Consider the following 13072-nt stretch of genomic DNA (forward strand, 5'->3'; position numbering starts at 1 on the left):
GGCTGTCTAGCTAAAACGAAGCCTTTAAATTATCATCTTTTTTGTTAAATGAGTAAATATTTGAGAAAACACTACAAGCAAAGATATTATTCAGATTATTTATTCTTTATGTAAAAAAAAGCTTACGATTTTTCAATCGTAAGCTTTTAGAATACTTTTTTATTTTTACATCATACCGCCCATGCCCATTGATGGATCCATCATAGGAGCTGGTGCAGCTGGTTCTGGTTTGTCTGCAACAACTGCTTCGGTTGTTAATAATAAAGCTGACACAGAAGCTGCATTTTGTAATGCAGAACGAGTTACTTTTGTTGGGTCAACAATACCGGCTTCAACCATGTTTACCCATTCACCGTTAGCTGCATTGAATCCGATACCTAAGTCAACATTTTTTAGTTTGTCAACAATCACTGATCCTTCATAACCAGCATTTTCAGCGATTTGACGGATTGGTTCTTCTAATGCACGAACGACAATCTTGATCCCTGTTGCCACATCGCCTTCAGCTTCCAACGCAGCGACTTTACCAATTACATTGACAAGTGCGGTACCACCACCTGAAACCATGCCTTCTTCTACAGCGGCACGTGTTGCGTTTAACGCATCTTCAATTCGTAATTTTAATTCTTTTAATTCTGTTTCAGTTGCAGCACCGACTTTAACGACAGCAACCCCACCAGCTAATTTAGCTAAACGTTCTTGTAATTTTTCACGATCAAAATCAGACGTTGTTTCGCCGATTTGGTTTTTAATTAAATGAACGCGGGCATCAATGGCTTCTTTTGAGCCAGCACCTTCAACAATTGTTGTGTTATCTTTGTCGACAACTACTTTGCTAGCATTTCCTAAGTTTTCAATGGTTGTGTCTTTTAACTCTAACCCTAAGTCGTCAGTGATTACTGTACCACCTGTTAAAATAGCAATATCTTCAAGCATCGCTTTGCGGCGGTCACCAAATCCTGGCGCTTTTACTGCGACAACATTAAATGTACCACGGATTTTGTTCAACACTAATGTTGGTAGAGCTTCTCCATCAACATCATCCGCAATAATCAATAGTGGACGGCTTTGTTGTAGAATTTGTTCTAATAAAGGTAAGATATCTTGAATATTTGAGATTTTTTTGTCGGTAATTAAGATATATGGATTTTCTAAAACAGCTTCCATTTTATCGTTGTCAGTAACCATGTATTGAGATAAATAACCGCGGTCGAATTGCATTCCTTCAACCACATCTAATTCTGTTTCAATCCCTTTTGATTCTTCAATGGTAATTACGCCGTCGTTACCAACTTTTTCCATTGCATCGGCAATTAATTGGCCGACTTTTTCAGAACCTGATGAAACAGCAGCGACTTGTGCAATCGCTTCTTTTGAATCAACTACAGATGAAATATTGTGTAATTCTTCTACTGCTGTTTTTGTTGCTAATTCAATCCCACGACGAATACCTAATGGGTTAGCTCCAGCAGTTACGTTTTTTAAGCCTTCACGAACAATGGCTTGTGTCAAAACAGTCGCTGTTGTTGTTCCGTCACCAGCAATATCATTCGTTTTAGAAGCAACTTCTGAAACTAATTTTGCGCCCATGTTTTCAAAATGATCTTCTAATTCAATTTCCTTAGCAATTGTTACCCCATCGTTAGTAATCAATGGTGAACCAAATGATTTTTCTAAAACAACGTTACGACCTTTAGGGCCTAATGTCACTTTCACTGTATCTGCTAATACATCTACTCCGCGTAGCATTGCTGCACGTGCATCTTCTGCAAATTTAATCTCTTTTGCCATGATTTCTTCACCTCATAATTTTTTTCTTCTATTATATTATTCTGTAAAAGTTTTTTATTATTCAACAGTGGCAATAATGTCTTTGGCTGATACAATTAAGTATTCTACGCCTTCGTATTTCACTTCTGTTCCTGAATATTTTTCAAACATTACTGTGTCACCAATTTTTACTTCCATCGGAACTTTTGTGCCATTTTCAAGCACACGACCTTCACCTACTGCGATAACTTCACCTGTTTGTGGTTTTTCTTTTGCAACGGATGCAAGAACAATTCCTCCAACAGTTTTTTCTTCTTCTTTCGCGACTCTAATTACGACGCGATCGCCTAATGGTTTTAACACAATAAATCCCTCCAAATAAAAAGTTTTCGCTTATTTTAGCACTCGATACATAAGAGTGCTAACTCACACTATTTATAATACTCATTTCACTCTAAAAATGCAAGTCTTTTCTCTCTTTTTCTTGTCAATTATAAGATACGCATTTTTTATTGCGTATTCTTTTTTCATGGAATGTTTTTCCAATCCTTTAATTCATGGTAAAATAAATTGACTACGATTGGAGGCGAATAAAATGAAACAACGTTTACTTACAGCACTAATAGCAACATTCGTTTATTTTGTGATAGCGAATTTAGGAAATCTTGTTTTCAGTGTCACAGAAGGAATTGTTTCGACACTTTGGGAATCTCTTTTCTTTTTCTTATTCGTTTTTCTTTTATTAGGATATCGCAATAATCGTAAAAAATAATTATAGAAAGGATTAACCATGACCTTAAGAAAATCAAGTTTATTTATTTTAGTCACATACATTATCGCTTTTTTCGGGCCGTTACTTTTTTCGGGTATTTCTCCCAATGCAGCGATTAATGTGACAACTGCTCTCTACATTATTGGTGCCCTTGTAATGATTGGCATCTTTTTAAAAACAACAGAACCTTCTCCTTTAGAGGAAACAGCAACCTTGAAATCACCTATTTTTATTTTTTTACTAGGTGTTAGTGGGATTTTCATTGCCATGCTGATTCAAGGCGTTACTTTCGCCATTGAAGTAGCCATCACAGGAGAACAAGCTACTTCTCAAAATACACAAGCTATTGTAGCGGTGATTTTGGCAAATCCTTTATTTATTTTGGCAACTACTATCGGTGGTCCGATTATGGAAGAATTCGTCTTTCGTTATGCATTTATCCATTTAATCCAGCCTTTTACAAATTTCTGGATTGCGGCTACTGTTAGTTCGGCGATTTTTTCACTCGCACATGCCGATGGTCACTTTTTTGTTTATTTCTTTATGGGATTTTTCTTTGCTCTTTTGTACAAGCAAACTGGAAAAATTTGGACCTCAATTATCGCCCATTGCGGCATGAATACGATTGTGATTATTGTTCAACTACTTTTGCATAATGGTGCAATTCAATAAGAAAAGGGCCTTCGTCTAAACGACTAGGCCCTTTTCTTTTGCTTATTCTTCTTCGTCAATCAATTCGTTGTCATGATGTAAGAAATAAATCAATGTTTGTAATTCGTTGGTTAAGTCAACATTTTGAATTAATACTTCAGGTGGCGCTACTAAACGCGCAGCCGTAAAGTTTAGAATTCCTTTAACCCCTGCTTCGGCAAGTTTGTTCACAACTTCTTGCGCTTTGCGAGCTGGAATAGTTAAAATAGCTACTTCGATTTGTTGAACACGGATTTGTTCCATCATATCTTCCATTGGATAAACCGGAATACCGTCAACAATGCGTCCCACAATATCTTCATTCACATCAAATGCGCAACTTACACGAATACTGTTGCTTTGATGGAATTTGTACTTTAATAAAGCACTTCCTAAATTACCAACCCCGATTAATGCGACATTGGTTAACTCATCTTCATTCAATGTTTTTGCAAAAAAGTTCATTAAGTTTTCAACATCATAGCCGTACCCACGTTTACCTAATTCACCAAAATATGAAAAGTCACGACGAATAGTCGCACTGTCTACTTGTACCGCTTCACTTAATTCAGTTGATGAGACTTTATTTTTTCCTGTATCATGTAACATTCTTAAGTAGCGATAATATAAAGGAAGGCGTCGCGCCGTTGCTTTTGGAATAACTTGATCTTTCACAATTGGACCTCCAATACTTTCACTTAAATCTTATCCATTAACATAATAGCAGTTTTTCACAATAAAAAGCAATTCTATGGCTCAAAAATAGCATTTTTCTTCAAAAGTTTGTGATAAAAGGTATAAACCTTCACAAAGCATTTTTTGATACGTGCTATTTTAGCAGATTTTATGCTACACTAAGGGCAATGAATTTAGAAATGAGGACTACTGATGATTTTATTACAAGCAAATCAAGTTGCCCGGCATTTTGGCTCGGAAACATTGTTTGAAAACATACATTTAGAAATTGCAACAAAAAGTCGGATTGCCTTAGTTGGTCGTAATGGTGCTGGAAAATCGACTTTTTTAAAAATCATTGCAGGCATTGATGCTCCCGATAGCGGAACCATTGCCAAAAATAAAACTGCTACGTTAGGTTATTTAGCTCAAAATACCGGCTTAGAATCAGATAAAACCGTTTGGGAAGAAATGACAAAAGCCTTTGCTGACATCCTAGAAATGGAACAGCGTATGCGAGAATTAGAAACTAAAATTAGTGAAATGGAGCCAACCACTTCCGTTTATGAAGGAATTTTAAAAGAGTACGATCAATTGCAACATACATTTTCTGAAAAAAATGGCTACGGCTATGAAAATGAAATTCGCTCAGTCCTTCACGGCTTTGGCTTTGATGAATCCTTTTACACGAAAGATATTCAAACCTTATCTGGTGGTCAAAAAACCCGGCTTGCATTAGCGAGAATGCTTTTACAAAAACCAGACATTTTAATTCTGGACGAGCCTACAAACCACTTAGATATCGAGACGCTTTCTTGGCTGGAATCTTATTTGCCAAGTTATGCCGGCGCCCTATTGATTGTTTCCCACGATCGTTATTTTTTAGATAAGGTAGTTAATGAAGTTTATGAACTGAGCCGCAAAAAAATGACTCACTACAAAGGAAACTATTCCAAATACTTAGAGTTAAAAGCAGAACAATTAGCCAGTGAATGGAAAGCGTATGAAAAGCAACAAGAAGAAATCAATAAGTTAGAAGATTTCGTTGCCAAAAATCTGGTTCGTGCATCTACAACGAAACGTGCACAAAGTCGCCGAAAAGTATTAGAAAAAATGGACCGTTTAGACCGACCTCAAGGAGATGAAAAATCGGCGCATTTTCTTTTCGATAGTGAAAAAGTCTCGGGAAATGTTGTTTTACAAGTCGAAGATGCCGCCATTGGTTACGACCAAGAACATATTTTATCCGAACCTATTCACTTGGATATTCGTCGCAAAGAAGCCATTGCCTTAGTCGGACCGAACGGAATTGGTAAATCCACTCTCTTGAAATCAATTATTGACCGCATTCCTTTCATTAAAGGAAGTAAAACTTTTGGCACCAATGTTTCTGTAGGTTACTATGACCAAGAGCAAGCCAATTTACATGGCAATAAAACGGTCTTAGCGGAATTATGGGATGAACACCCAACCACACCTGAAAAAGAGATTCGAAGTATTTTAGGCGGCTTTCTCTTCAGTGGAGATGATGTTGAAAAAACGATTCCTTTATTAAGCGGTGGCGAAAAAGCCCGTGTGGCATTAGCAAAATTAGCGATGGATCGTGACAATTTCTTGATTCTCGATGAGCCAACCAACCACTTGGATATTGATAATAAAGAAGTTTTAGAAAATGCGCTGATTGATTATGAAGGAACCATCCTCTTCGTTTCCCATGACCGTTACTTTATCAATCGAATTGCAACAAAAGTTGTTGAGCTTTCTGAAAAAGGCAGCAAACTTTATTTAGGCGACTATGATTATTATTTAGAAAAGAAACAAGAGGAAGAAGAAATCGCTGCCCTCTTAGCTAATGAAGAAGCGGCGAAAAAACCCGAACCAGTCACAGCTAAAAATACTTTTTATCAAAATAAGGAGCAACAAAAATTACTCCGTACTTTGCAGAGAAAAATAACACAAGTCGAAGAAAATCTTGCTCAACTAGATACGACAATTGCACAATTAGAAGCACAAATGAGTCAACCAGACATTCTAGAAAATCATGTTGAATTGCTGGCTTTAAACCAACAATTAGATGATGCTCGTCAGCAACAAGATGAACTACTTGAGCAATGGGAAAATTTCAGTTTAGAATTAGAAGAAATGGAAAATAACAATTAACGGAGGGATTCACTATGGCTTCCAAAAAAATCAGTTTAACGAAGCCCAAATATCAACAAATCGCCGTTGATGTTGCGGAAAAAATTGCAGAAGGCAAATTACATGTTGGAGATAAAATTCATGCCCGTTCCACCCTAGCTAACCAATACCAAGTGTCGCCAGAAACAGCTCGCAAAGCCATTATCGTTTTAGTCGATTTAGAAATCGTTAAAGCCAAACACGGCAGCGGCTTCTATGTGGCATCGAAAGAAAAAGCGCAGGACTTTGTGACACAATATCAAGACGTTCAAACGATTGCTGAAATTAAAGAAGAATTGCTAGATAGCGTAGCGAAACAAAAAGAAGAACTTACTCATTTTTCTAGCATTCTAGATACTCTTGTTGAACAAACAAAGCGTTTTGATTCTTTCAATCCAATGAATCCTTATTCATTAGTTTTAACAGAAGAAGCTGCTTATCTTGAGGCGACGATTAGCGAAATGAATTTTTGGCAAAACACTTCGGCAACGATTATCGCCATCAAACACAAAGAAGAGCTTCTGGTCTCACCTGGTCCATATGCAAAGATTTCGTTGAACGACACACTTTATTTTGTTGGGCATGACGAATCAACGTTACAACGAGTGCAGAATTTTTTCTATCCTTAAACAAAAAAGTGACTACTTATCTTGCGGTAAATAGTCACTTTTTTTATTTATTATTTCTATTTTTCATAAAAAACCACTATAAAACTTAGTTAAAATACTGTTTTTCTTCATTTTCAGAAAGTTTTTCATCTAATTTGACAAAGTGACAACTTTATAGTAGTCTGATGTAGTCACTTTTTTTAATGAGGAGGAACAATGATTTGCCAAAAGTAAAAGTAAATCACCTTACCAAGATCTTTGGTAAGAAAACCAAACCGGCACTTGAAATGATTCGTGCCAACAAAAGCAAAACAGAAATTTTAGAAAAAACGGGTGCCACAGTCGGTGTTTATGATGTAAATTTCGAAGTTGAAGAAGGCGAAATTTTCGTTATTATGGGGTTATCAGGAAGTGGGAAATCAACATTAATTCGTTTATTAAATCGTTTGATTGAACCAACTTCAGGAAATATTTATATTGATGGACAAGATATTTCTTCTTTAGATAAAGAAGGATTACGTGAAGTACGTCGAAATAAAATGAGCATGGTTTTCCAAAACTTTGGTCTTTTCCCCCATCGAACTATCTTAGAAAATACGGAATATGGTTTAGAAATTCGTGGTGTTCCTAAAGAAGAACGCCAAGCAAAAGCTGAAAAAGCCTTAGAAAATTCTAGCTTAATTGCTTTTAAAGACCAATTACCAAGTCAATTATCTGGTGGGATGCAACAACGTGTCGGCCTTGCTCGTGCCTTGGCTAACGATCCAGAAATTTTATTAATGGACGAAGCATTCTCTGCTCTTGATCCGTTAATTCGTCGTGAAATGCAAGACGAACTATTAGATTTACAAGAAAATGTCAAAAAAACCATTATCTTTATCACACATGATTTGAATGAAGCTTTACGAATCGGCGACCGGATCGCCTTGATGAAAGATGGTCAAATTATGCAAATTGGGACTGGAGAAGAAATTTTAACCAACCCAGCCAATGAATATGTGCGAACCTTCGTGGAAGATGTGGATCGTTCAAAAGTCTTAACTGCCCAAAATATTATGGTACCTGCTTTAACTACTAACATTGAAATTGATGGTCCAACTGTTGCTTTAAAACGGATGCGTCAAGAAGAAGTGAGTATGTTACTTGCCGTGGATAAAAAACGCCAACTAAAAGGCGTTGTACGCGCAGAAAAAGCTTTAGAAGCGCGTAAAAACGGGACTTCTCTTGTAGAATGTGTGGATCCAGAAATTCAAACAATCGACAAAGATATGTTAGTGAATGATATTTTCCCACTGATTTATGATGCACAAACGCCTCTTGCCGTGACTGATAACGGCAAACTATTAGGCGTGGTCATCCGTGGTAGCGTACTTGAAGCACTTGCAGAAACAGAGGTGAACGAACATGAATAAGTATCAATTACCTGTCGCGTCTTGGGTTGAAAGTTTTACTGATTGGTTAACTTCAACATTTGCTGGATTATTCAGCTTTTTACAAACAATTGGTCAAAGTGTAATGGACAACATTACTGCATTACTAACAGCCGTACCACCACTTGTGCTGATCGTGCTATTAACGATTGCTGCTTTCTTTATTTCTAATAAAAAAATTGGCTTAAGTTTATTCACATTTATCGGCTTAATGTTTATCTATAATCAAAACTTATGGAACGATCTAATGAGTACCGTTACGTTAGTTTTACTTTCTAGTGTTATTTCCATTATCATTGGTGTGCCACTAGGGATTTTAATGGCGAAAAGCGAAAAAGCCAAGAGTATTATTACACCGATTTTGGACTTCATGCAAACAATGCCTGGTTTCGTTTACTTGATTCCAGCCGTTGCATTCTTCGGAATTGGTATGGTTCCTGGGGTCTTCGCCTCTGTTATCTTCGCTTTACCACCAACCGTGCGCTTTACGAATTTAGGAATTCGACAAGTACCAAATGAACTTGTTGAAGCAGCTGATTCTTACGGTAGTACTGGCTGGCAAAAATTATTCAAATTAGAATTACCTTTAGCCAAAAACACGATTATGGCTGGTGTTAACCAAACAACCATGCTAGCCCTATCAATGGTAGTTATTGCTTCAATGATTGGTGCGCCTGGATTAGGACGTGGCGTCCTTTCCGCTTTACAACGTGCGCAAGTCGGGAACGGTTTCGTAAATGGTGTGGCTTTAGTTATTTTAGCGATTATCATTGACCGTTTTACTCAACATTTAAATAATAAAAAAGCAGCCCCTAAAGCAGCTGGTGCCACCTCTAAAAAGAAAAAATATGGGATTATTGCAGCGGTTGTTGTAATTGTCGCTGGCTTAGTTGGTGCTTCAATTTTTACAACAACAAATGATAAGCAAATTTCCCTTTCTTATGTGGAATGGGATACCGAAGTAGCCTCCACACATGTGGTTGCCGAAGTCTTAAAAGATATGGGGTATGATGTTAAAACGACTCCTTTAGATAACGCAATTATGTGGGAATCTGTAGCTAAAGGTGAAACAGATGCCATGGTTGGTGCGTGGCTGCCAGGAACACACGCAGAGCAATATAAACAATATAAAGATAAATTAGACGACCTTGGTGAAAACCTTAAAGGTGCGAAGCTAGGAATTGTCGTCCCTTCTTATATGGATGTTGATTCTATCGAAGATTTATCTGATCAAGCTGGGAAAAAGATTACTGGAATTGAACCTGGGGCTGGTGTTGTTGCAGCAGCAGAGAAAACTAAAGAAGCTTATCCTAATTTGAAAGATTGGTCTGTTGAAACTTCTTCATCAGGTGCCATGACTGTCGCCTTAGGACAAGCAATTAAAAACAACGAAGACATCGTTATTACTGGCTGGTCTCCTCACTGGATGTTTGCAAAATATGATTTAAAATATTTAGCTGATCCAAAAGGCACTATGGGCGGCGAAGAAGCGATTCACACAATGGCTCGCCAAGGCCTAAAAGAAGATCAACCAGAAGCTTACAAAGTGTTAGATAATTTCCATTGGACAACTAAGGATATGGAATCTGTCATGTTAGAAATTAACGAAGGCAAAGACCCACAAGAAGCTGCACGCGATTGGGTTGATTCACATAAAGACCAAGTAGCAGAATGGAAAAAATAATTCTTAACAAATGACTTCCCCATCTATTAAAAGAGGGCGTTGAACAAATTGTTCAACGCCCTCTTTTTTCGCAAAAAAAAACCACTCAGTTGGGTAGACTGAGTGGAAAGGAGTTATTTTTACTTGAGGAGTAAAAATGAAAAGTGTTTATGTTGGGTGTTTTGTTGGTATGCTTATATATTAACGAGAACCTGTGAATAATTTGTGACGAAAACCTTGGAAATTTGCTACGAATTACTTAAAAAAGTTTAAATGTGTCTCATCCTAGTTAATCGATACAGTAATTATTTCTTTTTAGCATTTTGGATGGCTTTAAATAATGTTGAAAATTGTCCTTTGAAAGACATCACATCATCAAAGATATCAACACCATCGTTTAACATTTTGACGGTAACCCAGCCAAGCGCTTCCGTAATTGCTACCGCAACTGAAGCATTGACCATGCCACCAGTCACAGTTCCGACAACAGGAATCACTTTTAGAATATTTCCGACTGCGCTCTTACCTAAACTAACCACTACTAATTCTTTGGTTAAACTTTTACCTAAGCTTTCAGACCAAGACTGACCAAAAATTTTATGCAGCCGTGACATCATAGTTAATTGAACAGGTACCAGTAAAAAAGCATCCGAAAATGGAATTGGCGAAAACCCAATAATTGCTGCTGACAATGCAGCAAAATGAATCGTTTGATGACTTTTCTTTTTCACGTCAGGTGAAACACCAGCCAAAAATTCATCAAATACTTTGTCGAGTTGTGTTTGACTGTTCGTCACTAATTGTTCTGCTTTACCTTTAGAAGTTGCGAAAGCATTCATTATGGCAGTAGACGTTTTTTGTGGAAATTTTTTCAAGACATCTTGAAAAAAAGAACGAAATTCTGGGTCTTCGATTTCTTCATTCAATTGCTTAGTTTCTTGTTCTGCTAATTCTTGTTTTTCAATCTCTTCAAAAAGTTCTTGTTTCTTTTTGTTTTTATGTTTTTTTCTTCTCATCTCATTAACTCCCTTATCTATCAATATGTAGAAACAAAGTATAGCATATCCCCTGATTGATTCTCTTTTAGATGATTTGAAAAGCCAGAACTTATCTGTTTTTTAAACAAATAGAAATGTTCCAGCTTTTCTCAAAAAATCAGCTATTTTGTTTGTTCTTCACCGCAATACACCGTCAAGTGTTTAGGCAAAATTTTCATCGTAATTGGCAAAGCAGCTCCTTCATCACCATCCAAATTAGTGGTTAATTCTTCTTGGTTTTCTAAGGAGATTGTTCCTTCTTTAAAGGTTAGGTAAGCTAAATTATCAGTGGACTGATCGACTCCTTTTAACAAATCTGGAACGGCTTTTACTGCATCCCACAATGATTGATCTTTTAAATAAACTAAATGAAGTTTGCCATCATCCACTTGGGCCTCTGGTAATAATGTTTCAAACCCACCGATTGAATTCGTTAAACCAACTAAAACGGTACTACTTTCAATGGTTTGTTCTTTTTGATCCAAGCTTAAATGAAAAGGATACGTTTGAGCATTCGCTAAATGTTTGGCACCTGAAATAAAATAAGCGAGTTTTCCTAACTTCGTTTTTTGTTCAACGTCCACGTCGTTAATTGACTCTGGAATCGTCCCAATCGCAACGACATTCATAAAGTAGTCGTCATTGATTTTCCCCACATCTAAAGCACTGGTTTTTTCTAAATCTAATTGTTGAATCGCTTCTTCAGGGTCCATCGGTAAATTCAAGGCTCGCGCTAAATCGTTCACCGTTCCTAAAGGAAAAAAGCCAAATTTTGGGCGGTAAGCTTGTTCTGCCAACCCGCTAATTCCTTCATTAACGGTTCCATCTCCCCCCATTACGAAAACACTGTCGAAGTGACTTTCCGCAGCTTCACGGGCAAATTGTTCTGCATCGCCGCCTTTTTCTGTTTGTTTCACTACAACTTCATCAAATAACTGCTTTAATTTTTCTTCTGCTAACGTTTCAAATTCTTTGGCTTTTTCACCACCAGAACTGGGGTTAACAATTAAAACTGCTTTTTTCACTGGTACCACTCCTCGTTGATATCTAAATCGTTTGATTCCTTACAATTATTATAAAAGATATTTTTGATTCTGGCGAAAAATATGCTGACACTTGCTTAACAAACAAGCATTCCTGCTCCTCACTACTTTTCAAAACGTTCTTTAAAGCAATAGGCAAAATAATAGAACAATTTCCAAAAATCTTGCCAAACTTTTGGATCCATCCCCGTCAATTCATGAATTCGTTTCAAACGGTAATTCAATGTATTTCGATGGATATGTAATACTTGTGAGGTTTCATTGATGTTTAAGTTATGATTGGCGAAAAAAATAACGGTTTCATAGTATTCATCATAAATCATCTGGATGGTCTCAAAAAAATCCAATTCAATATGAAAAGGAAAATTAAAAATGCCTTGAATGAAAAAATCTTCTGCTTGGTAAAACTTAGCCTTTTCTAATTGGAGAAACGATAGAAGTAAATACGTGTTTTGTGCCTCTTGGACCATTTGTTGAATCGTGGCTTTTTCCGAACTTATCACAAAGTATTCTGTTACTGGCTTTGTTATCTGAGGTGGTTCAGAAGTAATCACCAGATAACAATTTTCCCATTCAAATATTTCATGGCCAGGATAATAACTGGATAATAAGCGCTTGTCCTTGGTCAGTACACAATGATTCTGGTCATCTAATTGAAGGTTATATAGTTCCAACGCTTCAAGTTTTAAGGCTTCTGAGTAAGCAGAATCAACATGCATTAAGTGCTGGATAAACTGATTTTTTTGTTTCTTCTTTTTTTCGCGTTCTTGTTGTGTATTTAATTCTTCTGTCAGTAAAAGAACAATCGAGCGCACAAGCTTGGTAAATTTGCGCACCTCGTCTGGTTCTCCTGAAATGCCTACGACACCTAAAATGTGATCATTCAAAATAATCGGTTCATTGGTGCCTTTTTTCTCTAGAGAAGTATCTTTATAAATTTCAATATTTTTTCGTTCATTGATGGCTCTTTCTGCGCCACGATGGCGCTCCCCAATTCGAGCAGAATCTCCACTCGCAATAATTTTTCCTCGTTCATCCATAATATTGATGTTATAAGGAATATCTGCCATCAACTTTTCAACAATTTTATTTGCTTGGATTTTGTCTAATTTTAACATTGCTATCGCCAACTTTCTAAAAAGCGAGTAGCGTTTGGGACATAAGCCGCAATGACTTATGTCCCAAACGCTTAATTCTTCAGATCAA

12 protein-coding genes are annotated in these 13072 nt (G+C 36.9%); 6 read left to right on the forward strand and 6 right to left on the reverse strand.

Annotation, left to right across the window (positions count from 1 at the left end; genetic code table 11):
- Positions 1-165: 165 nt before the first annotated feature.
- Positions 166-1791: a chaperonin GroEL gene (gene groL, locus IGJ52_RS10355; RefSeq protein WP_002362559.1), complete on the reverse strand. Its 1626-nt coding sequence runs from the start codon at positions 1789-1791 to the stop codon at positions 166-168.
- Positions 1792-1848: 57 nt separating this feature from the next.
- Positions 1849-2133: a co-chaperone GroES gene (gene groES / locus IGJ52_RS10360; RefSeq protein WP_002356531.1), complete on the reverse strand. Its 285-nt coding sequence runs from the start codon at positions 2131-2133 to the stop codon at positions 1849-1851.
- Between the two features lie 232 nt (positions 2134-2365).
- On the opposite strand from groES, the gene IGJ52_RS10365 reads away from it, so the two are divergent.
- Together IGJ52_RS10365 and IGJ52_RS10370 are read left to right on the forward strand one after the other, a co-directional pair.
- On the forward strand, positions 2366-2542 hold the full coding sequence (locus IGJ52_RS10365) for a hypothetical protein (RefSeq protein WP_002356530.1): 177 nt from the start codon (positions 2366-2368) through the stop codon (positions 2540-2542).
- A gap of 18 nt (positions 2543-2560) precedes the next feature.
- Complete coding sequence (locus tag IGJ52_RS10370) at positions 2561-3214, forward strand: CPBP family intramembrane glutamic endopeptidase (protein WP_002356529.1); 654 nt, start codon at positions 2561-2563, stop codon at positions 3212-3214.
- Positions 3215-3256: 42 nt separating this feature from the next.
- Here the strand turns inward: IGJ52_RS10370 and IGJ52_RS10375 are convergent, their stop codons facing one another.
- Positions 3257-3907, reverse strand: a complete 651-nt coding sequence (locus IGJ52_RS10375; protein WP_002356528.1) for a redox-sensing transcriptional repressor Rex — start codon at positions 3905-3907, stop codon at positions 3257-3259.
- Between the two features lie 213 nt (positions 3908-4120).
- Between IGJ52_RS10375 and IGJ52_RS10380 the strand changes: the two genes are divergently transcribed.
- From IGJ52_RS10380 to IGJ52_RS10395, 4 genes are all read left to right on the forward strand, one after another.
- Positions 4121-6067 (forward strand): ABC-F family ATP-binding cassette domain-containing protein, encoded by a 1947-nt coding sequence (locus IGJ52_RS10380; protein ID WP_002365037.1) that lies wholly within the window; start codon positions 4121-4123, stop codon positions 6065-6067.
- 14 nt (positions 6068-6081) lie between these two features.
- On the forward strand, positions 6082-6714 hold the full coding sequence (locus tag IGJ52_RS10385) for a GntR family transcriptional regulator (RefSeq protein ID WP_002356525.1): 633 nt from the start codon (positions 6082-6084) through the stop codon (positions 6712-6714).
- 200 nt (positions 6715-6914) lie between these two features.
- Positions 6915-8105, forward strand: a complete 1191-nt coding sequence (locus IGJ52_RS10390; RefSeq protein ID WP_002388977.1) for a quaternary amine ABC transporter ATP-binding protein — start codon at positions 6915-6917, stop codon at positions 8103-8105.
- Complete coding sequence (locus tag IGJ52_RS10395; protein ID WP_002356521.1) at positions 8098-9807, forward strand: ABC transporter permease/substrate binding protein; 1710 nt, start codon at positions 8098-8100, stop codon at positions 9805-9807. Before IGJ52_RS10390 ends, IGJ52_RS10395 begins: the two co-directional genes overlap by 8 nt.
- A 284-nt stretch (positions 9808-10091) precedes the next feature.
- Here IGJ52_RS10395 and IGJ52_RS10400 read toward each other — a convergent pair whose 3' ends face one another.
- The 3 genes from IGJ52_RS10400 to IGJ52_RS10410 form a co-directional block, all read right to left on the reverse strand.
- Positions 10092-10826, reverse strand: coding sequence for a YcjF family protein (locus tag IGJ52_RS10400; RefSeq protein ID WP_002384134.1), 735 nt, complete (start codon positions 10824-10826; stop codon positions 10092-10094).
- A gap of 119 nt (positions 10827-10945) precedes the next feature.
- Positions 10946-11848: a diacylglycerol/lipid kinase family protein gene (locus IGJ52_RS10405; protein ID WP_438792077.1), complete on the reverse strand. Its 903-nt coding sequence runs from the start codon at positions 11846-11848 to the stop codon at positions 10946-10948.
- A gap of 122 nt (positions 11849-11970) precedes the next feature.
- Complete coding sequence (locus tag IGJ52_RS10410) at positions 11971-12984, reverse strand: sugar diacid recognition domain-containing protein (RefSeq protein WP_267580255.1); 1014 nt, start codon at positions 12982-12984, stop codon at positions 11971-11973.
- Between the last annotated feature and the right edge of the window lie 88 nt (positions 12985-13072).

Origin of the sequence: Enterococcus sp. DIV1758, assembly GCF_051711985.1 — a bacterium.
Lineage (GTDB): Bacteria > Bacillota > Bacilli > Lactobacillales > Enterococcaceae > Enterococcus > Enterococcus faecalis.